Source organism: Vibrio metschnikovii CIP 69.14 (assembly GCF_000176155.1).
Taxonomy (GTDB): Bacteria; Pseudomonadota; Gammaproteobacteria; order Enterobacterales; family Vibrionaceae; genus Vibrio; species Vibrio metschnikovii.
In genome coordinates this window covers 603,196-627,541 of sequence record NZ_ACZO01000007.1, presented here as the reverse complement: position 1 = coordinate 627,541, position 24,346 = coordinate 603,196, and the positions used below count along the sequence as shown (strand labels likewise).

Here is a 24,346-nt window from a genome sequence, read left to right as displayed (position 1 = left end):
GATAATCACTTGTCTTTTTTAGTTATTTTTTACTGTACTGAAGGGTGGTTTACACTCGAATGTCATGCCAGTTAGCTTCGATATATTCGATGCAGCGTTGTTTACTGGATGGGCCAAAAGTACTTTTCCAGCCTGATGGCGTAGGCTTAAATTCAGGCCATAAGCTGTATTGACCATGATGATTAATCAAGACGGTGAACTGATTTTCAGTATTATCAAAAGGATTAACGTATTGTTCAGACATGTCTAACTCCGTTTCGGCGGTAATGAAAAAAGGTAAGAGAGTCCATCGATGATGCCACCACGCCAACATAGACGTTCATGCCCGCCATCAAAGACTCGGTATTGAAGATTGTGTCGTTGAGCAGCGAGTTGCTGGTATAGGTCCAAGCTAAGATCGACCATGATGTCTTCGCCACTTCCTACTTCGATAAAAATGTTCAAACAGCAGTGACGACCCAACCCTTGATGTATCTGTCGACTCATATCACTAAGAAGATGCGGTGACTCAGGTGGTACATAGTCACTAGGCGGTTTAACCAGAGAAAAATCTGGCCACCAAAATGATCCAGACTGACACACGACCGCTCCAAAACGCTCAGGCCAATTCAATGCAGCGAACATAGCAGCCAAACCACCGAGACTCTGACCGACGACTACGGTTTGCTCGGGATCTTGACTAATGGTGAAATAACCCGAAATTAAAGGGAATAGTTCTTGTATCAGTGCTTGCCAAAACAGCGGATTACAACTGAGTTCTTCACTTCGCAGACGGCCATCCACTTCATCAATCAACACATACAGAGCTTCTGGTAATACGCCTTGCTGAGTCGCGCATGACAATGCGTCGTATATCGGTAGCGACTCAGACCAAAAACGGCCATCAAGAATAAAAACAACAGGCAATGTTTTCTGCGTATCGCGTGTGGTGGAATACAGCCATACACTGCGGCTGTTATTCAGTATCCTACTCTGCCAGTTGAGGGAGAAACTCGACTTAATGGGACTGTTACCGCCATTCTGATCAAAAATTTGCCAATAGATTTGCGACGGAGCATTAGGCATATGCAGCGGTGTTTTGCTCATTCCCCACAGGCAATGATCCAATCGGTTTCTGCCAAGATCATCACGACAACTCAACGGAAATAGTTTTTTTAACCATTCACGGTGCTGAGCCCTTTTCTCTTGATAACTGCCAACATAACTTGGCTGACATAGTTGATGAGGGACTGGAATAAAAGAATAACCACCGCGCCAAGTGTGCTTAATAGAAGCGATATAAAACCACACGTCCGTACCTTCTATCTGAGAAAGCTTGGCCATAGTAAAACTGTGATGGTCGGTGACACCATTAATATCAATGTACACTTCTCGGATATCTGAACCTCTCGGTTCTCGCCAAATAAAGATCACATCAGCGTATTCATCCTCAGCATTCATCACTATCGGCATCCCTTCAAACGCCATTTGTTGCCACCACCTGTTATCGCCAATATTGCAACCATCGCGAGAAAGCCATCGACAAACCTGATGAAGATTTGGGTTGCTGTGTGCATTGGGTTCTTCAAACAACATGACTATTCCTATTAATCAACCACTCTCTTATTCATCAAAAACAAGCCAGCGGAATAAATTCACACCACCAATAATTGCAAATACTAACAATTATCATTAACATAATCATCCGCAATAATCTTTTACATAAAAACGGTTACAACATCAAACATTTTCCCTATTTTTAAAGGATTTCTTAATATGAAGCTTATGGACTTAAACAGTGGTAATACCCCTCGCTATACAAGGAGTACTCTTTCTACGATGATTGGCCTGATTTGCCTAGGCAGCGCCAGTTCGGTCGTTTACGCTCAAGAACAGCAAGAAGCGAATAATGTTCGGGCCTCAGAAACGATTGTTGTTCTTGGTGAAAAGTTGGGCGGCACGCTGGCGCAGAATACCAGCTCGGTGACTATTTTTACTGCAGAAGCGGATAATGGCGAAGACCGAACTTACTACGATTTACTGGATAGAGTCCCTAACGTACTTAACGCCCCATCAGGAATGCCACACATTCGTGGCGTTGATGGACGAGGTGGAGCTGGAGATGGATTCATCTCATTCATGACCGGAGCCACGCCTCGGGTGAATACCACTGTTGATGGTGTATCTGAATCTTGGACAGGTGAAGCTTTCGGTAAAGCTGGGCTATGGGATACAGAGCAGGTCGAAGTATACAAAGGCCCTCAATCAACGAATCAAGGACGTAACAGCATCGGTGGTGCCGTAGTCATCAAAACCCAAGACCCCACGTTTTACACAGAAAGTAAGTTCCGAGTTGGCTACGAAAATGAGGACAACAAATACCACTTAGCTGGGGTTGTCTCTGCCCCAATCGTCGAAGATAAACTTGCCTTCCGTATTGCCGCTGAAGGGACAACAGGCAATACGCCGATCGATTATTCATTACCAAACAATGATCAATACCCTTGGGATCCTTCAGAAATAAAATCTCATAACGTCCGGGGTAAACTGCTATTTCAACCTTTTGGCACCGATAAACTCACCGCGAAACTCACGGTCGCCAGCCGTAATGAAGAAGGCCAATATACAAACCTTGTCGATAAAGATGGTGGTAAGTTGGAATACACCGATGCCAGCGGTACTCGTCGTCAAGAAACTAAAAGCTGGAACGTTAATCTTGATGTCGGTTATCTCATCAATGAAGAACTTAAAGCCGATTTCCTACTGGCAAGGCGAGATTACTCAACCAAGTTTAAAGCCTATCCTTCAACGAATTGGTGGGGCGATGTGGACGAGGAGAATTATACTGTAGAAGCTAAACTGGCTTATAATTCTTTAGACGAAAAATACAATGCGATTTTCGGACTCAGCAGTTATTTTAAAGATCAAAACACACAAACTGACTCACTAAAACGTATTGATGAAGTCCAAACCCATTCCATTTACTTTGATTCCAAAATCAAGATTGCCTCTCAATGGGGACTGTTACTGGGTGCTCGCTACGAGCATGACAAGCTTGATCGTGATTTTGACCATGCAAGATTGCCTCTCGACTTCAAAGAAAAAGAAAACAACGGTATCTTGCTGCCTAAAGTTGGCTTAACTTACGAGGCCTCTGATACTTGGAACTTAGGTTTAACCGCTCGTAAAGGCTACAATGCTGGTGGCATAGGCTACAACGAGGGCCAAGAGAATCTCTTTGTATTTAAACCAGAAAAAGTCTGGACCTACGAACTCAGTTCACGTTCTACTTTCCTAGAGAACCGGCTTGGTTTAACAGCAAATATCTTTTACAACGATTACCGTAATTACCATACCGTCGTCTATGGAGACAGCGGTAGCCGGTTCGATAATTACGTAGCGAATATCCCTAAAGGTAAAACTTATGGTGCTGAAGTTGAAACGACGTACTGGTTTGATTCTGGGTTAGATGTTTTTGCCTTTGTTGGCTTACTGAAAACAGAAGTCACCCAAGGGCCTAGCGGAACAACCGTCGATCTCACTGGCAAAGAGTTTAGCTATGCCCCTGACCTTTCTGCAGGCTTAGGCTTTACACAAAACTTTGACTCAGGCTTATTCTTTGGCGCACGAGTCAACTATGTTTCAGACTATTATACTAACTTAGCCAACACTGAAAGTACTTCAGCTGGTGACTACACGGTGCTTAACGTCAATGCTGGTTACAACATAAATAACTTAACCGTTCGTGCTTATGTTAAAAATGCGACCAACGAGGATTATGTGTTACGTCACAAGAATGATCTGATCGAAGTTGGCGGACCACGCACATTCGGTATCATCGCTGACTATAAATTCTAAAAGGCGCTATTGATTACCGTGCAAAACCAACACATAAACGTCCGATAATTATCGGACGTTTATTATTTAAGTGGTTGGTCAGCAGCAAGTGAGCTCTGTCGTCGTTTATCTTTTGTTCTAGCAAGGTTTTGCCCAGAAACATGCTGAGAGGTGATCAGCGTAACGCAAAGCTGCTCTAAAAGTTGTTAGCCTAATACTTAGAATTCAACGCTAACGGAATCAAGATACTTGATTGACAGCTAGTAAAATCAACACTTTTCATGCCTGAAGACTGCTTTATGGCATGGAAGTTAGTGTAAACAAAGTTACTGTAACTAATTTTACGGTAACTTTATTTACACTAATTGACTAATGCTCTATTCAATCGTGATGATAGATTCTTTAATATTCAACCTTTGCAACCTTCCTATCTTGCCGAGTAACGCCTCAGTGAAGGCTTGAGCCATATGCAGTGAAAGTTGCACGTACGGTTCTTAGAGGGGCGGCACTTGGTAACAGGTGTCGTCTACTCGACCAAAGTTGCTTAGAGTAAATACGCAACAGTAAATTACACTGACGACTTTTGAATACTTTTTCTCATAACTAGCCAGAACCACTACATCGGGGTCAATATGATTTTTCCATGTAAGGTCGTTGATTTAGACTCGATTAGCTCGATAGCAGATTGAACTTGTTCCAATGGAATACAGCGTTCAACATCTAGTTGTATTTTATTGGTGATGAAATGGTCTAGCATCATCGAAAACTTTTCGCGCCTGATACCTTTACCAACCGAGTTCTCCCAGTAGCGTAAGAAAAATGTGCTGAAGTCTATATTCTGGTTCTTCGTATACTCAAAGAAGCTTGGCTCATAAAACTCCAGAGAAAGCGTTCCATAGTTGATATACCGCCCATTCTTGCTGACGGTAAGAATCAGCTCAGTTCCTGCTTTGCCTCCAATGGCGTCGAATGCGATATTGGGGTTAGGCAAATCAAGTTTCTGTATTTGAGTGAGTAGGTCTTGTTTTGCATCTAGTACATGGTTTGAAGCATATGGATAATTTTCAGGCTTCGACGTTACGACAATGAGAGTGAACCCTAGCGATGAAGATAGCTGTGCAAAAATTTTACCTATTGCAGAGCTTCCCGCGTTGATAATCAGTACATCATCTTTCGTCAACCGAGCAATTTCGGTAGTTAAAACCCACGCGGTTAGCGCATTGATATACAACTGGCACGCATAGCTATTGTCCAGATGTGACGGAATGATGAAGAGGTTATCTGGTGATACATCGATATATTGCTGCCAAGTACCGCTGGTAGCCACGACAACTCTTTGTCCTACAATAAATTCTGCATGGTTAGAGTCAATGATTTGACCTACAGCTTCAAATCCGGGCACTCTGGGCGGTTGATGGCTATGCCTGTATTGACCTACACCATGAATAGACAACAAGTCGCTTGGATTAATATTAGTTGCTTCGATTTTGACTCTGATTTTATCTTTTTCAAGCAAATCCAAAGGTACATGTTCAATTGTCAATGAATCTTGCGGTTGACCGAAACAGAGCTGGTGAATTCTTGTGTTTGTAGTAGCGTTAGACATTAATGGGCTTTTTGGGGTCGATAAATTCTTTAAATATCAGATGTTATGCTGGCATTTTATCATGAATGTCCAGCTTTATGCTGACTCTTCTTTGCCCCATTATGTGTCTCGATATATTGATAATTCATTTCACTTAACCATCATTCACCATATATTTTCTAATTGTGTGTGTAATTAAGTAGGAGTGGTTACATTAAGGAACCTAGCTTTTCGCACAGTTCAAGGCAGTTCTGCTAGCGATTAATAAAACAAGTTATGTATAATGTCACCTATGATATGTATTGTAGTTACAGTAAAATAAGTAAGTAGAGACCATGGCAACGCAAGCATTAATTAATCCCCAGATTGTAACTTGGGCACGGCAACGAGCCGGCTTAAGTGAGGAGGCTTTTGCTCAAAAATTAGGGATTAAAAAGGTTGATCGGGTAGTTGAATGGGAGGCCGGAACATCTAAGCCAACATTCGCTCAAGCCCAAAAAATTGCAAGCGCTACTAATATTCCTTTTGGCTATCTATTCTTAGTTAATCCACCTAAAGAAGAACTACCTATTCCCGATCTTAGAACTATAGGTAATAAGCATCGTGATGAAGTATCTGTTGAGATGAGAGATATCATTAAACAGGTAATGTATAAACAAGAGTGGTATAAAGAGTATTTGCGACAAATTGGTGAAGAGAAATTGCCGTTTGTTGGTCGCTTTTCTACAAAAAATACTGTTTATGAAGTTGCGCAAAACATAAGGGGTGAATTAGAAGTTCCTCTGCCTCAAAAAGGCACCTGGGAAGACTATCAACGTCAACTTATCAGCGCAGCTGAAAACTCTCGCATTCTTGTTATGAGAAGCGGCATCGTAGGAAATAACACCAGAAGAAAGCTCGAAGTCAGCGAGTTTCGAGGCTTTGCCATCTCCGACAAACTAGCGCCTGTAATATTCATTAATAGCTCTGATGCGCCAGCAGCAAGGCTTTTTACATTTGTTCATGAATTAGCTCATATTTGGATAGGCAGTAGTGGTATTTCTGATCTTGGCAACGAACATGCCGAAGAGGAAAAGTTCTGCAATGCTGTAGCCGGCGAATTCCTTGTCCCAGAAAAAGAGTTCCATGAAATGTGGAACCCCCTAGTTAGCCTACTAAACAATGCAGTAGAAATTAGTTCTAGATTTCACGTTAGTAAACTCGTCGTGGCTAAACGAGCTCTCGACTGTGGTGCTATAGACTCTGATACTTATTGGGAGTTTTACCAACGTGAAATGGAAGCGTTCAAACGCAAAAAAAGCAGCGGAGGAGACTTTAACATTACCGCAGGTGCCCGTAACAGTGCTTTATTCTCTAGTGCAGTTGTTGCAGAAGCACTGAGTGGTAGGATGTTACTTCGGGATGCCGGGAGCTTATTGGGAATCCAACCAAGTAAAATTAAAACGTACGCGAGCAAACTTGCCTTATGAATTACCTGCTAGATGCAAATACATTTATTGAAGCGAAAAACCGATACTATTCGATGACAATTTGCCCGGGTTACTGGCAGTGGTTATTGCAATCAAACAAGCAATACGGCGTTGCCAGTATCGAATTCATAAAGAAAGAACTGACAAACGGTAATGATGAACTCGCAACATGGGTTAAAGAACATTCACATTTGTTTGAAGCTAATGATGACGAAGCAACCCAACTTGCCTTCGTAGAAATCGTGAATTATGTAATGTCTCTAACTGAAATGAATGACGGAACACATGAAGAATTTCTGAGAGGGGCAGACCCTTGGCTAATTGCTAAAGCTATAACAACTGGAGCAGTTATCGTTACCCACGAAAAGCTCGACAAAAAAATCAAGAAAAAAATCTTAATCCCAAACATTTGTGAGCACTTCAAAGTGTCTTATATCAACACTTTTGAGCTACTAAACAATTTAGAAGCTCAATTTGTTATGCATGCACCGCCCGCTTAGGCTTTAGAATCCCTCTTATTTCCAAGAAGTGGTGACACGAACACCGTTTCAATACCGTTTAAAAGTAGTAATTTCCGGTTCTCAATTTTCTGATCCGCACCAGTAGAAGCTGAGCTGGACACACATCGAAGCGATGTTCAGATAATTTGCATTTTTCTAAATTAGCAATTTCGCTAAAATAGTTTTTGTCCAAAAGTGAGTTTCAAACTTTATTATCACAAACTTTAATGTCTTCCGACACGTTCATCCCCAATCACATAGATAGACTAGGTAATTGGGGTGAACGAGAACGTGCCTAACATCGCTGCACGTTCAAGTTGGCAAGGTATATTAGAAAGAGAAATTACTTCTCTTTACCAAACACCGTATTCTCTTGCTCCAACACGCGGATAAACGTTGTACGCTTGGTGAGCTCGCGAAGCTCCGCCGCGCCGACATAAGTGCAGGTTGAGCGCACGCCACCGAGGATATCTTGAATGGTGCCGTGGACACTGCCGCGAAATGGTAATAATACGGTTTTACCTTCCGCAGCGCGGTAACCGGCTACGCCGCCAGAGTGCTTCTCCATGGCGCTCTTTGACGACATACCATAGAACTTCATAAAGGTTTCGCCGTCTTTCACCACCAGCTCACCGCCCGCTTCTTCATGACCAGCTAACATGCCGCCTAGCATGACAAAATCAGCGCCGCCGCCAAAGGCTTTCGCCACATCGCCCGGACAAGCGCAGCCACCATCACCGATGATACGACCGCCTAAACCATGGGCAGCATCGGCACACTCAATGATCGCCGAGAGCTGAGGGTAACCGACACCCGTTTTCACCCGTGTGGTACAAACCGAACCTGGGCCAATACCGACTTTAACAATATCCGCGCCAGCGAGGATCAGCTCTTCACACATATCCCCTGTCACTACGTTACCCGCAGAAATCACTTTATCAGGGAAGGCAGCACGTACTTGCTGTACGTAATCGACCAAATGCTCTGAATAACCGTTAGCAATATCAATACAGATAAACAGCAGATCATCCGATAATGCCATAATATCTTGAGTTTTCTGGAAATCTTGCGGTGAAGTGCCGGTAGAAACCATCACCTTATTTAAGGTGTCACCATTCGCCGTTTGCACAAAGTCAGCCCAATCTTGCACTGTATAGTGCTTATGAATCGCGGTCATGACCCCATGTTCAGCAAGAGCTGTCGCCATCGCGAAACTGCCTACCGAGTCCATGTTGGCGGCAATCACAGGCACGCCAGACCATTGACGGCCACTATGCTTGAAGGTAAAATCGCGGGTTAAGTTAACTTGAGAACGACTTTTGAGAGTAGAACGTTTCGGGCGAAACAGGACATCTTTAAAACCTAACTTAAGTTCTTGTTCGATACGCATGGTTATTTCCTTAGTTAATTCACTATCTGTGCCTTAGCGCAAGGGTGCGGCATACCCAAGTTGGCAGACCTGAGTATGTTTCGGACACAAAAAAACCGGAGCGTTGGCAGACGCTCCGGTTTTCAGCATTATAGGGCGTGATTTCTTTCCGGCAAGTCTGATATTTTACTTTTTTTTGTGCTACGCTAGCGAAGATTTCATATCCTTTATCTAACGACACCCTCTACCACGCAAACAAAGTCTATTAATCACGTTAAATCAATAGGTTAACACCAACCTTTCTGAATGTGTTTTATTTAACGCTTTGGGCAACCAAACCCGCCTGTGGCATTTTATGTTTGATCTTTAGTAAAAGTGTGATGGCTGACATCGTTTTGCAAACGGTTGCGACAACGGTTTCTTGAGATGAATGTGACTGAAATGCAGGCTGAGTCTCTCTATCCCAGAGAAAAAATAGGGTTTATTTTTATTACGATTAGGTTTATACCGAGAGCAGCAATGTTCGCAAGCGCGTATTATTTTGACTCGCCTGATCTTATTTGAGGAGACAGCACCATGCTCAATGTCGCTTTTTTTAGCGCGAAAAACTACGATGAACTCTCTTTCAACCGATTTATTGACCCTCAGCAGCTCACCTTTCATTTTCATGATTTTCGTTTAACCCACAAAACCGCACAAATGGCTAAAGATTGCCAAGTCGTTTGCGCTTTTGTAAACGATGAATTGGATGCAGAAGTGCTACAGACACTTTATCAAGGTGGCACTCGTTTAATTGCTATGCGCTGCGCAGGCTTTGATAAAGTTGATTTAGCCGCCGCGAAACAATTAGGTTTACAGGTAGTACGGGTCCCTGCCTATTCACCGGAAGCGGTGGCTGAGCATACCGTGGGCTTAATGATGTGCCTCAACCGTCGTTTCCATAAAGCTTACCAACGTACTCGTGAAGCCAACTTCTCTTTAGAAGGTTTAGTGGGCTTTAACTTTTATGGTAAAACCGTTGGCGTGATCGGTACGGGAAAAATTGGGGTTGCTACCATGCGGATTTTAAAAGGGCTTGGTATGACAGTGCTTTGTTACGACCCTTATCAAAATCCAGCCGCACTTGAGTTAGGGGCAAAATACGTTGAGCTGCCTGAGCTATACGCCAATAGTGATGTGATCACTTTGCACTGCCCCATGTCGAAAGAAAATTATCATCTGCTCAATGAGCAAGCGTTTGATCAGATGAAAGACAAAGTGATGATCATCAACACCAGTCGCGGAGAGCTGCTTGATTCTGCGGCGGCGATTGAAGCGTTGAAACGTGGTCGTATAGGCTCATTAGGCCTAGATGTGTATGACAATGAGAAAGATCTGTTCTTCCAAGACAAGTCTAATGATGTCATTGTTGATGATGTGTTCCGCCGTTTATCATCATGCCACAATGTGCTCTTTACCGGACACCAAGCTTTCTTGACCGAAGATGCGTTAAATAACATCGCGCAAACCACGCTAAATAATATTTTAGTATTTAGCCAAGGTAAGCTATCCGGCAATGAGTTGATCAACGATTAACCAAACGGCGTAAATGGGGAATGAGATCGCTTGCAATTAGCCCTCTTTCCCCATGTTCATGGGCGTTTTGATCCGCCGCTTGACTGTGGATCAAAACCCCTACTTTAGCCGCATCAAATAAAGAGAGTCCTTGCGCAAGTAGTGAAGCTATCACCCCTGTCAGGACATCCCCCATTCCACCACTGGCCATACCAGGATTACCCGCCAAGCATACATACAGGCTTTCGCCGTCATAGACTAAGGTACCAGCGCCTTTTAATACCACTACGCCGCCGTATTTTTGCTGTAAGGCGCGTGCGACCTGAAAACGATCCGCTTCGATAGTTTCAACATCGGTAGCGAGCATTCTTGCGGCCTCTGCAGGGTGAGGTGTGATAATTCGCTGCTGATCGAAACAGGCGGATTGAGCAAGAAAAAACAACGCATCCGCATCCATTATTTTCGGCTTATTGAGGCTTTGAACTTCTCTGATTAGCTGTTGCGCTTTTTCATCTTGTCCTAAACCAGGACCAATGGCAACCACGCTGCACCATGCTAAACGTTGTTCAAGCAAACTGGCATCCGACCAACTGGCGACCATCACCTCAGGGCAACTGACCAACATCGCTGTGGTATTCCCGGGGTGAACCAAGGCTGCGTTCAGACCACTTCCCGTTCGCACACATGCCTGCGCGGCTAAAATGGCGGCGCCACCCATACCACTATTACCACCAATAAAGAGCGCCTTACCATGCAAACCTTTATGAGCGGTCCTTGATCTGGGCTGTAAGTAACGCTGAGGTGACTTGACATCGATAGCTTTCAGCGTAGGGGAGTTTTGCGCATTAAAAGCTTCTTCGATGCCTAACCCTGCAAAATGCAGATGGCCAACATAATCCCTCGCTTTCCCTGTCACTAAACCTTGTTTTAAGCCGACAAAACTCACCGTATGCTGCGCATAAATAGCACAACCAAGCGCACATCCTGTCAAAGCGCATAACCCCGATGGCACATCAATCGCAACGACAGGGGCTGAATGGTCATTAATCGTCTCGATCACCGCTTGCAATTTAGGACGAACGGCTCCCTTAATACCAATGCCTAGTAATCCATCAATAATCACATCGATATGATCTGGAATAGTATCGCTACAAGGAAAAACTTCTCCGCCACTATCTAACCAGTGATAATAAGCTTTTCGTGCATCATCACGTAAACATTCAGGATCACCGAACTGCCATACCGTGACTTGAATACCCACCGATTGAGCCAGTCGTGCAACAATATAACCATCGCCACCATTATTGCCGCTGCCACAACACACTAACCAGTGATGAGAAGCCGGATACTGAGCTAAAGCAATGGTAAATACCGCTTGGCCAGCACGCTCCATCAACCGAAACATTTCTAAACCTTGCGCCTTAGCGGCTAACTGTTCACCTTGTTTGACTTGCTGTGGGGTATAAAAAAGTCTGGGCAAAGGCATGATAATTTTCCTACAACACTAGATGAGACACATCGCGTTAACTTACTGTCGAGATTGTAAAGAGGCCAACGCCTCGGTGGTCGCATCTTGAATAGACAGAAAAAGAGAATTGATTTTTCCTGTCGGCGTACGCATCGGGTTAAGAGTGATATTTTGGTACATAAAATCCGCTTGTTGGGTAATGGGCCGGACATTACGACACTTGAAGAGATAAGGGCGCTGCTGCCAAGTGATGAAACTGCGACAGCCTAAGTCATAAACGGGCTTGGTTTTTAATTTAAACCAGTCTGACGGAATTTCAGGAAAAATAGTAAAGATAGATTTGCCAATCACATCATGACCATGCTTACCACTGTGATGGGTCATAAACCCATTCCATACCTGTACTTCGTAGTCTCGATTTAAGACGATTAATCCCATATCAACGTTCTGGACCATGTCCACCATCCAGTGGAATTGCTCAAATTCAGCAGGGAGAGAAAGCATTAAAAATCCTCCATTAGATAAGCCAGTTTATTATCGAGCAACGGCAACGACTCATCGACAAACATAAACAGCAGATCACAACGAATTGAGGTGCCTTCAATATTGTAGCTGACCTCAAAGGTCATGGTTTTGGTAAATGAACCTGCGGTTGATTGAATCACCGAGTCTATCGAAATATGTTGACCAAGTAAGACGGGCGAGCTTTGAAAAAAGCGCACCTCCGATTGTTGACCGAGCCCATTAAGAAATGAGCCGACCAAAATATTCGAAACGTCCATTAATAATTCAAGCTCTTCCAACTCTTCGCTGTCCACCGGGACTTTCATTAATTTTTTTAAATCCGCGACACTGGAGTCACTGAGTAACACCAAAGCCTCTCCAGCAATCCCTTCGCCACTAAAGCCCTGACAAACACCAGAAACCTGAACATTATCGGCCAGATCACGCAAAGCCATATGCAGTTCACTGACTTCTAAGATATTGATATTAGGTAAAGGTAACTCAACAAATACATCAAAATGGCGTGCCAACGCGTCGGCCGCTTGACCAATCGATACGTTAGCCACTTCCATGTAAACATCACGACGCCGTAAGATAGGCAGATCAATCGAAACTGGCGTGACAATACGCGGCTGCGTCGGCGGCTCAACCAGCTCACGCAGAACATCGTTTAAGATCGTTTTATCAATAGGTTTTTGAATAAATGCGCGAGCCCCGAGCGCCATCACTCGCTCTTTGGCTTTGGGTTGGATATCACCAGAAACCACCACCACGGGAGTCTGATCACCACGCACTCGCATCGCTTCAAGCGTTTCAAAACCATCTAACTCTGGCATGGTTAAATCTAAGAACATTAACTTAAACGAGTGCTTATCAAGCTGCTCCAATGCATCAACACCGTGTACAGCAAAGGTGATGTCTGCATTCAACGAAGCGGGTAAAGAACGAGCCATTTGTTTTCGGGCTAATGCAGAATCATCGCAGATCAACACTGGGTAAGACATACCACCACCTATTGTTAGCTTTTATTAATTAAAAGTGTATACCCAAATCGAATCAGCGTACTAGGTTATCGTGATTTAATTATTGATAAATGGCACTTTTTAAAAACCATTTGATGACGTTACTCGATACGGTTAAGTCATATAGCCAAGCTATCAGTAAGCTTAACATCACGATTTAGTCATTGGCGAAGGAGCGGCCCGTTGACGGGAGCGAAGATAAAAACCTAATGACGTCGCCGCGATAGAGAAAATTAAATACGAGAGTGCAAAGATCGCAGGAGAAGTCATCCAACCCATCGCCATCCCCCAAACGACACCAATAATGGTGATCGCAAACTTAAATAGTAAACCGCAAAAAAGCAGCAGTAATGCTTGTTCGGGAAATCGTGCGCGACTAAACGCCAAGACATAACACCCAACGACGGCCGTGATAGCAGTAAGAGAACCAAGTAAGAACGAAGGAAAGTGCTCGGCGGAGGCGAGAATAGCGACCAATAAAGAGACCGCAGCAATGATTAATATTTTCATCGTGGCCTACCTTAGTGAAAGGAGGAAATATGCCGCTAAAATGAGGCCGTTCTACTCACCTCGACCCACACCTCATATTAACGGTTTATTATGTACGCCTTTGCATAATAAAAGACAAGGTTGATCATTGAACTCTTGAGGTTAGCTCACAGAGCCATTTTCGCGCTATAGCGATAACAAGCCTTTCTTTAACAAGCAATAAACGCTCAAAGATTCCCCCATACTGGAGCTAAAAGTGAACTGAGTACATGATCAATTACACAGAAATGGCACCTAGAGCAAAAAATAATTAAAACTCTTGCAATTCATCGCAAGTTCCAATTGACAACGATACAGATTGATCTAGACTCACTAACAGCTAGAAATGAAGTTCGTTGTATACACATTGTTTCGTTGGATTCCTTGTAACTCCCGTCGTGTCGTACGCAATAGCAAGCTACTTTTCCATGCTATCCGTGCCGAATTCGGCCTATATACAAAATGTTTTTTAGGATTTTTACTATGTCTACTCCTGTTACTGGTACCGTTAAATGGTTCAACGAAACTAAAGGTTTCGGCTTCATTAAACAAGAAAACGGTCCTGACGTTTTTGCTCATTTCAGTGCTATCCAAAGTGAAGGTTTCCGCACTTTGGCTGAAGGCCAAAAAGTTGAGTTTGTGATCACACAAGGTCAAAAAGGCCCTCAAGCTGAAAGCATCAAAGTCCTGTAATAGACGAACCTAATACTTAATAGCCAGCTTTTTAGCTGGCTATTTTCATTTTATATTCTCATATCTTAACGATTCAGCTCGGCATGAGGGCCAAACACTTCATAATGAATCCGTTCCGCATCAACGCCTAAACTCATCAACTGTTTTACTGTATTTTCCATAAAACCAAGTGGACCACAGAGATAATAATCCCCATCATTAATTGGCAAAGTGACGGCTGATAAATCCATTTGACCAGTATGTGTATTAGCGCCTTCACCACATAAATACCAAACCTGCTGTTGCCATTCTTTGCCTGAGTTTTGCTGGGCTGCGATGAGTGTCGCCGTTTCTTCTAAAAAGGTGTGTTGCTGTCGATCATGACAAGCGTATAAATAATGAACCTGATTTTTATCCTGCTCGGCAAGAGTCTGTAACATCGCTTGCATCGGAGTAACACCGACGCCAGCAGAAATAAGTACCACTGGACGCTGACGCTCAACGTAGTAAAAATCACCCGCTGGCGCATATAGAGCAACCGAGTCGCCAACTTGAACGTTATCGTGCAAATAGTGCGAGACTACCCCTGCGTTTTGATTGTCCGCTCCTTCACGCTTAACCGATATCCGGTAATACTCGCCGTTTGTCGCGTGAGATAACGAATATTGGCGGATTTCTTGATATCGATGCCCCGCAGGTTTCACTTCTAATCCTATATACTGACCTGCTTGATGAGTCAGTACTGGTAAACCATCTTTGGGTTTTAGGATAAAACTGGTCACCAATAATGATTCTGGACGCTTGTCTGCGACAATAAACTCGCGCGCATTAGACCAACCGCCGATCGCTTGTTTACGCTGTAAATAGAGCTCACCTTCTCGCTCAATAAAAATTTGTGCTAAGAAGAGATAGGCCTCTGTCCACGCTTGTTCTACTTCACTCGTAAAGGCCTCTGGTGCTAACTCTCGTAATGTTTCAATCAAATGATGACCGACGATTTGATAATGATCCGGTTGGATATTAAAACTAGTATGTTTATGAGCGATACGTTCAACAGCGCTAGTGAGAGCCGCTAAGTTATCGATATTTTTAGCGTAAGCGGCGACAGCACTAAACAGAGCAACACTTTGGCGACCTGTTTTTTGATGGGTCATATTAAAAATATCTTTTAATTCAGGGTTATGAGTAAACATACGCTGATAAAAATGGGCCGTAAGTGCGGGTCCTGCAGACTCTAGTAAAGGAATCGTACTTTTAATGATTGCGATAGTATGGTTGTTGAGCATAAATCGACGTCTCCTGATATAAGATAATTGAAAATAAACTGACTTCCACTATCCCATTGCAGGTTCAATGCCAACACTTAACTTATTGTTATTAAATGATAATCACACAGACACCTATAAAATCATGTCAAATTAACTTCTTTTAAATTGGTCATTTTGACTCTATCATGTCCAAAAGGAGCGATGACCATGCAAGATTTTTCTATTTCCACCGTAGTAGACATGACGATTGGCTTAGCCAGCGGTATTAACGATCAAGATCGTTTTCATCGCTTATTGGATGCGATTCGCAAGACCATTCAATGTGACTGTGTGGTGTTGATGTCACGGCAAAATGACACACTTATTCCACTGGCCATGCAAGGCTTAACCCGAGACACACTGGGGCGGCGTTTTATCATCTCAGAGCACCCGAGACTGGATATTATTTGTCAATCGACTTCTCCAGTGCGATTCGGAGCCGACTGCTCACTCCCCGATCCTTTTGATGGTTTACTGATGGAGCATGACGATGATCTGCCGATTCACGCTTGTATGGGCCTACCTTTGCTCTTTGGCGATGTGTTATTAGGCGTTCTGACCCTCGATAGCCTCACCCCCAACGCTTTTAATGACATCCCCATGCGTAGTCTAGAGGCTTTAGCGGCGATCGCGGCCTCCACACTAAAACTGGCGTTGACGCTCTCGCAACTGGAAGCTCAAGCTAAGTATAGCCAGCAGCGTCTAGAAGCCCTCAACGAAGACGTTTGGCTACGAGAAAAAGGGGATATCATTGGTAATAGTGATGCAATACAGATCATGATATCGGATATTCACGTTGTCGCCCCCTCCGATCTCACCATTATGATTCATGGTGAGACAGGGGTCGGAAAAGAGTTGGTTGCGCGCACCATTCACCAGCTATCTGCTCGCAAACATCAACCTATGGTCTATGTGAACTGTGCCGCCATCCCTGAAAATTTAGTTGAAAGTGAGCTATTTGGGCATGTAAAAGGCGCTTTTACCGGCGCTGAACGTCATCGAATGGGGAAATTTGCTTTAGCCGATGGGGGAACATTATTTTTAGATGAGATTGGTGAATTGCCTTTATTAGCGCAAAGTAAATTACTGCGTGTATTACAAAACAATGAGATTCAACCCGTCGGTCAAGATACGGTACAGACCGTCAATGTTCGCATTCTCGCCGCAACGAATCGGGATTTAAAACAAGAGGTTCAAGCCGGTCGTTTTCGAGCCGATCTTTACCATCGATTAAGTGTTTATCCGATTTGGGTCCCCCCACTTCGTGAACGCACTGGTGATATAGCCTTATTAGTCGGATACTTTCTGGAACAAACCCGGCGTAAACTCGGTATCGTGCAATTAAAAATCGCCGCTCCAGCGCTCAGTTACCTTATCCATTACTCATGGCCTGGCAATGTTCGAGAGTTAGAGCATGTCATTAATCGTTCCGCACTCAAAGCTCGTGCTCTGCAGTCTAACCAATCCTTAGTGACCATTGATTTAATGGAAATCGGGACTCTCGATGAGTCTTTAATCGCGACTCATCCTCCACAAGCTTGTGTCGAGCAAGCTGTCAGGGCGTCAGATCAGAAATCATTAGGCTTACGCACCGCAACCGATGCGTTTCAGCGTCAATTGATCTGTCAAGCTTTGGAGGAAGCAGAATACAACTGGGCCAAAGCGGCACGGAGACTCGATGTGGATCGTGCCAACTTAACTCGTCTTGCCAAACGACTTGGTATACAACTGCACAGAAACCACAGTATTGAATGAATTGACGCGTTAACTCTCACTCTCTTGGGCGGGTTCTTGCGCTACGGCTGGCTCAGGTGGAAAAGCGTTTTCGTACGCCTCCATAAAATCTCGGCGGATCAATTGCTCTAATTGGTTCGCTTTATCGGTTGGGCAAAAGATCATAAAGTGCACCACTTGCTCGCCCGCCCCTGCACTGGAAATTTCAATGTGTGGTTCAGCACTGGGTAAATCAACGCCAGCATGTTTCTCAATCATATTGTTATAACGCCGAGCGACATCAATAAAATGAGCAAAATGCGTTTCCATTCGCTGATACATGATCGGTAACAAGGGATACAAATTGACAAATCGGGGCACAATAATGGTGAAATTATGAAAGACATAACGCTTCATAAAGTTTAAATTTTTCACTGGGTAAGTAAAAAACATACTGTTAGGTAGCGTCGCCGTTTTGCCTGTGTAATGGTATTGACCATGCTGCAAATCAATCTCTTGAATGACGGTCGCCATCATGTTGTGTTCAATCACTTCACCACACAGTTTGCCCACTTCTATCCAATCCCCCATACGAAATGAGCGAGAGCTGGCGCGTTGAATAGAGCCGGTGAAGCAAAGAATGATCTCTTTTGAAGCCACGACAATCGCAATCGCAATCGCGGTTACCGATAATGCAAACTGACTGATCTCCGATTTCCAGAGTAAAAATAAAATTAAAATGGTGGCAACAAAAGCACCATTTTTCGTCCGTGACATCCATTTACGCTGCTCTTCGGTCAAAAAAGAGACTTCACCACGAATTTGCGATAACACTAACCGTTTTAGTGCCATGATCAAGAAAATAATAAGTAGCGTTAATATCAACTTATTTTCTTGTAAAAACGCAATGGCGACGTAGAGATGTTGCATGGTAAAAATTCCTAATCCATTATCTTTTTTATTGAGTGTTTTATACCGTATTGATGGTCTTATGCCTACATGAAGTTGCTTAAGCACCCAAAAACCATAAAAAAACGCTAAAGCGACCCCTTAGCGTTGATTGACAACAACCCGTTATGCGTAACGCTGTGCGGTTTTTTCTGCTAATTTCACAATCACTTGAACCGCTTTCTCCATTCCCTCAATAGTAATAAACTCATGAATACCATGGAAGTTATAGCCGCCAGTAAAAAGGTTCGGGCAAGGTAATCCCATAAAGGATAAACGCGCACCATCTGTTCCACCACGGATAGGCTTAATGATTGGCGAGATACCACACTCAAGCATCGCGGATTGGGCTAATTCAATGATATGTGGGTGCGCCATCACTTGCTCTTTCATATTCGCATACTGATCCGTTATGACTAATTCAATATGGCCTTTGGCCAAACGTTGATTCAGCCGTTGTACTTGTTGCTGCATAAATGCTTTACGAGCGGCAAAGCCTTGACGTGAAAAATCACGAATTAAGTAATCTAACTGTGATAATGCAACGCCCATCTTAGCGGATTTAAGATGATAAAAACCTTGATAGCCATCGGTATGCTCTGGTGTCTCTTGCATCGGCATCATGGCAATGAAGTCACTCGCAAGATACATCGAATTCACCATCTTATTCTTTGCTGTTCCAGGATGAACATTAACACCGTGGCAAATAACCTGAGCGGTGGCTGCATAGAAGTTTTCAAACTCCAGCTCCCCGACAGGACCACCATCAACGGTGTAGGCCCACTCCGCAGCAAACTTTTGCCGATTAAAATGATCAGCACCGCGACCGATCTCTTCATCAGGAGTGAAAGCGATGTAAATGTCACCGTGAGGAATGGAAGGATCGGCAATCATCATCTCAATGGCAGTAATGATTTCGGCAATTCCCGCTTTATTATCAGCGCCGAGCAAGGTATGGCCATCGGTAGTGATTAAGTGATCACCGTGCAGTTGATGCAGTTCTGGGTATTGAATTGGCGATAGAATTTCATCGCCTTTACCAAGAGCAATATCTCCCCCTTGATAATGTTCGACAATTTGCGGTTTGACGTGTTTACCTGAAGCGTCTGGTGCCGTATCTAAATGAGCGATAAACCCGATGGCCGGAACCGTGTACTGAACATTAGAGGGCAAGCAGGCCATTACATAGCCGTATTCATCCACACTCGCCTCACTCAATCCGATTTGCTGTAATTCTTCAACAAGGTGCCGCGCAAAAACCATTTGCCCACTGGAGCTGGGCGTGTGCGTATTTTTCGGCTTAGATTGGGTATCATAAGTCACATAGCGTAAAAAACGCTCAACAAGATTCTGCATAGTAAATACTCACTATTCGGCAAGGCAATTAAAAGCGTACACAACATCAAAGCCCATCTTCGCCCAATAGACGGAGACGATGTGGCTTGATACGCTACTGATTACTCTTGATAGTACGTCTTTGCTAATAAGATAACTTGCTACAAATCAGTTTTTAGTGGATTAGTAACAGGGGATGAATGAGTCAATGAGAGAGAAAGAACAGAAAAAATGAGAGACTGCTCCAACAAAAACCATAAAATGTACATTTATTGAGCCGCTCATTGGCGTTTTTCGTCATCATAGCTAGAATAATAAGGTAACTCGCTTCTGGTTAATGCACTAATATTGACGCTGCAAACGGCTTAAACTCTCTAAAAATCTCGCTAACGACGTCTCGCCTCTTGATATCGATCTATCGATTCAAGAGGCGCTTTTTCCGTATCAAGATGATAAATCATCCACTATCGCTGAACGACCAGCATTCGGCTGCTCATTGCTGGCGTTTCAATAGTCGTCATACTACCTTGGGCTTCAAACGTCTCACTAGTGTAGAGATCGTACAATCCCTTCGTCCATTGCTTAAGCTCAACCGATTGGCTACGAGCCGATTTATTGATGATAACGACCCCTTGTTCGCCACGACGAAAGACCAATAGATCATCACTGGCTTCGATAGGTAACATGGGCAATCCATGCATTTGATTATGAAAGGCAATCCCAGCCAAAATCTTAGGATCACACCAAGCATTCTGCCAACGCGGTTTTCCATTACGAGTACAGAGTCCACTTGGGTTTAAATCCGTGTAGATCAACGGTACTCCGCCATCTCTACCAAGAATATAGCTATACGCCAGCGACTCTAACGTTTCTGGCATCACGAGATCCATAAACACATCGTTATTAGGAATATCATGAGTGATAGCAAACGTGATAGCGCGCTCTTTCGATAACGCTTCACCAAAGCAGTAGGGGTCAATTAACGCTTTTAAACTGCCTTTAGGCTGTAACGCATTAAAGACGGTCTGAAATAAGGGGAAGTCATAAGCTCCCAAACGGGTTTGCTCTAAATAGGGCTCTAAAAACAGTTTGTATTCTGCTTTGGTCGCTCCACCATCGGTGATGATCTCGCCAAAAATATGTACATCATGAGTGATCTCTTCACTCCATACACGCTTGAGATGCTCAATGGTCATATGCTTGGCAGCATCAATCCGAAACCCTTTCACGCCCATTGCTTTTAGCGCCAACAGATAGGCTTGCTGCTGTGCAACGACATGAGGATTATCACGTAATGTAGGTAAACCTGCATCATGTGGACCACCTGAAATACGTCCGTTTTGCACTTGCCACTTATCTTGCCAATCTTTAATACCAAAGGCTTCGACAAAATCATCTTCGGTAAACAGAGGTTGAGATAGATCACCAAACAAACGTTGTTGTTGGTAATACTCATCACGCTGAGCATAGTCGTTAAGATCGTCATCACTTGGATATTGCAAGTCCAAGCGATGCGTTGATTCATTGGCCATGTGATTAAATACCACATCAGCATACACCCATAAACCCAGCGCATCTAAACTCGCGACCATCGCTTGAAACGTGCTGGTATTACCCAATTGATTATCAATCACTCGATAATCTTGTGGCTGATAACGCTGCCACCAAGGAGTACCACTCGGTTGTTGATAGGACTTCATCGGCGGTGAAACTAATACAGCTTTATAGCCTGCTTTGGCAATCTTTGACGCATGCTCGGTGACTTTGGCATAAGGCCAATCAAAAACATGTAAAATGACATCCGTCGGCTGAGAACTGATCATCTTGAATACTCCTGTTTATCTAGCCAGCGAAAGAAAACTTAAAAAATCAATGAATGCAGCTCGCTAGAACGATTCGATTATAGTGACCATGATTATAGGTTGCTGGAGCAAAGCGCCATCCCCCTTTATGGAATTATTGATGGTGGAGACCCAAGGCGTAGAATCACGCTTTAGCTAGGCAACGAAATGTTTAGGATGGATTAAAAAAACGTTGAGAAAAAACGTTTACTTGTCGTATGACTGCATGGTGAGAATCACAAAGACATTGCAATGCCTTTGTGATTGAATAAAAAAACAATATTAATGAACAGACGCATCACTGGCAGCAAAAAACGGCCCAAAATGTTGTTCTAGAATTTCTGGGGTCAGTTCACCCGCCGCTTCTAAACGCTTAAATTCAGCCACCAAAGCACGCTGTTCTTCCAAGCTTGGTAGTGGTGTTTCAGGTTGATCGCTGAGCTGGGCGGTCATGTTCTCTAACTCTTGTTCAATATCGTTCATACTATGCCTCTTCAATTAAAAACCTTGTAGTCTACTTAAGTCACCACAAGGTAGCTAGACTACGTTAGAGTTTAAAGTTACTCACCATCGAATCAAGACGCTGTGATAAGTCACTTAACTCTTGGCTCGCTTGAGCGAGTTGTTCCGCCGTCACGGTCGTTTTCTCATTCACAACATTAATTTCTTCAACATTACTGTTAATGGTATAAACAACCGTCGATTGCTCTTCTGTCGCCGTAGCAACTTGAGTATTTCTATCGGTAATATCTCGGATTTTCAGTAAAATGGTTTCTAGCTCTTGAGCGGCTGATTGGGTGAATTCAACCCCTTCAGTTGAAATACTTTGTCCCATTTCCATCGCTTGTACCGCCTCTTTCGCGTCAGCTTGTAGTTGATGGATCATAGTTTGTATCTCTTCCGTCGAGCTTGCTGTACGACTGGCTAAATTACGAACTTCATCGGCAACAACCGCAAAGCCCCGACCTTGATCTCCTGCGCGCGCGGCTTCGATTGCTGCGTTCAATGCTAATAAATTGGTTTGCTCAGATATCTCTCGGATCACATCTAAAATACTGCCAATATCTTGCGTTTTTTTCGCCAACTCTCCAACGACTTCGCCTGTATTTGTCATATCAATGGCTAAACGATCGATGGTGTCTTTGGCTTGAGTGATCACTTTTTTGCCTTGTAGCGTGCTTGTTGCCGCCTCATTGGCGGTTTCAGCAGCGGTAGCAGCATTAGCGGCAATTTCACTGATCGTCGATCCCATTTGGTTCATGGCTGTCACAACTTGGACTGTCTGTTCACGCTGGTGCTGGCTATTATCAAACGTGGTCTGCGATTTATTCGAGACGTTCGCTGCAGCATGATGCAACGCTCGACTCGTCGCAGAAACCTCTTTCATCGATTGATGAATTTTATCAATAAAACCATTAAATCCTTGTGATAATTGAGCAATTTCGTCAGTGCCTTCAATCTCAATACGTTGAGACAGGTCGCCATCGCCTTGTCCGAGATCGGTAAATCGTTGAGCGATCTGACGGATAGGCTTGGCGATACTATTGGCCAAAATAATCCCAACAACAATGAACCCTCCAGCCACCATCAAGGTTAATAATATCATCCGTTGTCCCATGCTATTCAGATCAGCAAAAACCTCTCGAACAGGCACAGAAGCAACGACAAACCAATCCATACTCGGGATATAGAGACTGGCAACAAATACCTCTTCACCACTGTCTTGAGCCGTCATTAAATTAAAGGTTGATTTATTAAGTAGAGATGAAGCTTGTGGGCCATAAATATGGCTTAATGAACGTTGATGTTTATCCTTTTGATGATGAACTTGAATCTCACCCTGAGCATTCGCCAGATAAACAAAGCCGGTTTGTTCAATCTTAAAGCTGGTCAATAAACGTACCATGTCATCCATTGATTTAGACAAACCCGACATACTAATCCCATTGACAATTTGGTAGTTAGCAAACAGTTTTACCTCTCCAGTCGGCTCTCTAAACATACTGACCATCGTTGGCTGTTGAGAGTCCGTGAAACCAAAAAACCAGCCATCTTGCTGACGATTCAATTGGCGGAGAAATCCATTTTGATTCCAATAAAAAGCCGTTTCTCGATTCGCCACTGAAGCATCATCTAAACGGTATTGCTGACGAATATTGTTGAGCTGAAGAATAAGCTGAGCTTCTTGCTCTGCATTTCTATCGGTGGTCGCAATCACTTCTTGAATAAACACATTGTTTGCAATCTGTTGAGAAGCTTGCAATAGGGTACTAACGTCTCGATCAATTTGTTCCGCAATTCGATGCAGCATCGTTGGGAGCTCAATATCAACTAAACGGTGCTCTAGCGTCTGCCTAGCTTGATGCTGAGCCATTAAACCAAGAATGGTCGTCGACGCTAAAACGGCTAGCGTCATACCGAGCACAACCTTACTTTTTATGGTCATGTTTTTGAATGTAAACATAGTACAACCTTATATAGATATCCCTTCAGGGGGGTAGAACCAACATTATCAAGTCAGGAGTATAATAGAATCGGCAACCAATTCATATTTACGCATATCTCACCATAATGGTAAGCCTTCAATTCATTAAAAACTAATAATTATTCACCAAATATCAATACTCCAATCGCGTAAGGCGACAGCGAGACTGTCAATCAACCATACACTTTTTCAAAAAATTGATGCCGTTGTCGATTGGTCTTTGAGGATCA

At 43.6% G+C, this 24,346-nt stretch carries 20 protein-coding genes; 6 read left to right on the top strand and 14 right to left on the bottom strand.

Features of this window, described 5'->3' with window-relative positions; translation table 11 throughout:
* Positions 1-49: 49 nt before the first annotated feature.
* Positions 50-244: an MbtH family protein gene (locus tag VIB_RS14400; protein ID WP_040905268.1), complete on the bottom strand. Its 195-nt coding sequence runs from the start codon at positions 242-244 to the stop codon at positions 50-52.
* Between the two features lie 2 nt (positions 245-246).
* Positions 247-1,575 (bottom strand): enterochelin esterase, encoded by a 1,329-nt coding sequence (gene fes / locus VIB_RS14395; RefSeq protein ID WP_004396932.1) that lies wholly within the window; start codon positions 1,573-1,575, stop codon positions 247-249.
* Positions 1,576-1,755: 180 nt separating this feature from the next.
* Here fes and VIB_RS14390 point away from each other — a divergent pair, with 180 nt between their 5' ends.
* Positions 1,756-3,837: a TonB-dependent receptor gene (locus VIB_RS14390; RefSeq protein ID WP_004396931.1), complete on the top strand. Its 2,082-nt coding sequence runs from the start codon at positions 1,756-1,758 to the stop codon at positions 3,835-3,837.
* 595 nt (positions 3,838-4,432) lie between these two features.
* Here the strand turns inward: VIB_RS14390 and VIB_RS14385 are convergent.
* Positions 4,433-5,422: a zinc-dependent alcohol dehydrogenase family protein gene (locus tag VIB_RS14385; protein ID WP_004396930.1), complete on the bottom strand. Its 990-nt coding sequence runs from the start codon at positions 5,420-5,422 to the stop codon at positions 4,433-4,435.
* Between the two features lie 314 nt (positions 5,423-5,736).
* On the opposite strand from VIB_RS14385, the gene VIB_RS14380 reads away from it, so the two are divergent.
* Positions 5,737-6,870, top strand: a complete 1,134-nt coding sequence (locus VIB_RS14380; protein ID WP_004396929.1) for an ImmA/IrrE family metallo-endopeptidase — start codon at positions 5,737-5,739, stop codon at positions 6,868-6,870.
* Entirely contained in the window at positions 6,867-7,370 is a 504-nt protein-coding gene (locus VIB_RS14375) for a DUF4411 family protein (protein ID WP_040905262.1), read from the top strand. The genes VIB_RS14380 and VIB_RS14375 overlap by 4 nt, the downstream gene beginning before the upstream one ends.
* Before the next feature lie 343 nt (positions 7,371-7,713).
* On the opposite strand, the gene VIB_RS14370 is transcribed toward VIB_RS14375, so the two are convergent.
* Positions 7,714-8,760 (bottom strand): GMP reductase, encoded by a 1,047-nt coding sequence (locus VIB_RS14370; protein WP_004396927.1) that lies wholly within the window; start codon positions 8,758-8,760, stop codon positions 7,714-7,716.
* Positions 8,761-9,315: 555 nt separating this feature from the next.
* On the opposite strand from VIB_RS14370, the gene VIB_RS14365 reads away from it, so the two are divergent.
* The gene (locus VIB_RS14365; protein WP_004396926.1) at positions 9,316-10,314 is read left to right on the top strand and encodes a 2-hydroxyacid dehydrogenase; all 999 of its coding nucleotides are present in this window, start codon (positions 9,316-9,318) and stop codon (positions 10,312-10,314) included.
* Here VIB_RS14365 and VIB_RS14360 read toward each other — a convergent pair.
* The 4 genes from VIB_RS14360 to VIB_RS14345 form a co-directional block, all read right to left on the bottom strand.
* The gene (locus VIB_RS14360; protein WP_004396925.1) at positions 10,304-11,779 is read right to left on the bottom strand and encodes a bifunctional ADP-dependent NAD(P)H-hydrate dehydratase/NAD(P)H-hydrate epimerase; all 1,476 of its coding nucleotides are present in this window, start codon (positions 11,777-11,779) and stop codon (positions 10,304-10,306) included. The genes VIB_RS14365 and VIB_RS14360 overlap by 11 nt on opposite strands.
* Positions 11,780-11,821: 42 nt before the next feature.
* Entirely contained in the window at positions 11,822-12,265 is a 444-nt protein-coding gene (locus tag VIB_RS14355; RefSeq protein WP_040905259.1) for a PAS domain-containing protein, read from the bottom strand.
* The gene (locus VIB_RS14350; protein WP_004396924.1) at positions 12,265-13,269 is read right to left on the bottom strand and encodes a response regulator; all 1,005 of its coding nucleotides are present in this window, start codon (positions 13,267-13,269) and stop codon (positions 12,265-12,267) included. The genes VIB_RS14355 and VIB_RS14350 overlap by 1 nt, the downstream gene beginning before the upstream one ends.
* Positions 13,270-13,437: 168 nt before the next feature.
* Positions 13,438-13,797: a hypothetical protein gene (locus tag VIB_RS14345; RefSeq protein ID WP_040905256.1), complete on the bottom strand. Its 360-nt coding sequence runs from the start codon at positions 13,795-13,797 to the stop codon at positions 13,438-13,440.
* A gap of 501 nt (positions 13,798-14,298) precedes the next feature.
* Between VIB_RS14345 and VIB_RS14340 the strand changes: the two genes are divergently transcribed.
* The gene (locus tag VIB_RS14340; protein ID WP_004396923.1) at positions 14,299-14,508 is read left to right on the top strand and encodes a cold-shock protein; all 210 of its coding nucleotides are present in this window, start codon (positions 14,299-14,301) and stop codon (positions 14,506-14,508) included.
* A gap of 65 nt (positions 14,509-14,573) precedes the next feature.
* On the opposite strand, the gene hmpA is transcribed toward VIB_RS14340, so the two are convergent.
* Positions 14,574-15,773 (bottom strand): NO-inducible flavohemoprotein, encoded by a 1,200-nt coding sequence (gene hmpA, locus VIB_RS14335; RefSeq protein ID WP_004396922.1) that lies wholly within the window; start codon positions 15,771-15,773, stop codon positions 14,574-14,576.
* Positions 15,774-15,962: 189 nt separating this feature from the next.
* Between hmpA and norR the strand changes: the two genes are divergently transcribed.
* Positions 15,963-17,549: a nitric oxide reductase transcriptional regulator NorR gene (gene norR / locus VIB_RS14330; protein WP_004396921.1), complete on the top strand. Its 1,587-nt coding sequence runs from the start codon at positions 15,963-15,965 to the stop codon at positions 17,547-17,549.
* 9 nt (positions 17,550-17,558) lie between these two features.
* Here norR and VIB_RS14325 read toward each other — a convergent pair whose 3' ends face one another.
* From VIB_RS14325 to VIB_RS14305, 5 genes are all read right to left on the bottom strand, one after another.
* Positions 17,559-18,437, bottom strand: a complete 879-nt coding sequence (locus VIB_RS14325; protein ID WP_004396920.1) for a mechanosensitive ion channel family protein — start codon at positions 18,435-18,437, stop codon at positions 17,559-17,561.
* Between the two features lie 144 nt (positions 18,438-18,581).
* Positions 18,582-19,811: a peptidase T gene (pepT, locus tag VIB_RS14320; RefSeq protein WP_040905253.1), complete on the bottom strand. Its 1,230-nt coding sequence runs from the start codon at positions 19,809-19,811 to the stop codon at positions 18,582-18,584.
* A gap of 443 nt (positions 19,812-20,254) precedes the next feature.
* Complete coding sequence (locus VIB_RS14315; protein ID WP_004396918.1) at positions 20,255-21,613, bottom strand: alpha-amylase family protein; 1,359 nt, start codon at positions 21,611-21,613, stop codon at positions 20,255-20,257.
* A gap of 300 nt (positions 21,614-21,913) precedes the next feature.
* The gene (locus VIB_RS14310; protein ID WP_004396917.1) at positions 21,914-22,114 is read right to left on the bottom strand and encodes a hypothetical protein; all 201 of its coding nucleotides are present in this window, start codon (positions 22,112-22,114) and stop codon (positions 21,914-21,916) included.
* A 64-nt stretch (positions 22,115-22,178) separates the two neighbouring features.
* Positions 22,179-24,095, bottom strand: a complete 1,917-nt coding sequence (locus VIB_RS14305) for a methyl-accepting chemotaxis protein (protein WP_004396916.1) — start codon at positions 24,093-24,095, stop codon at positions 22,179-22,181.
* Positions 24,096-24,346 lie beyond the last annotated feature (251 nt).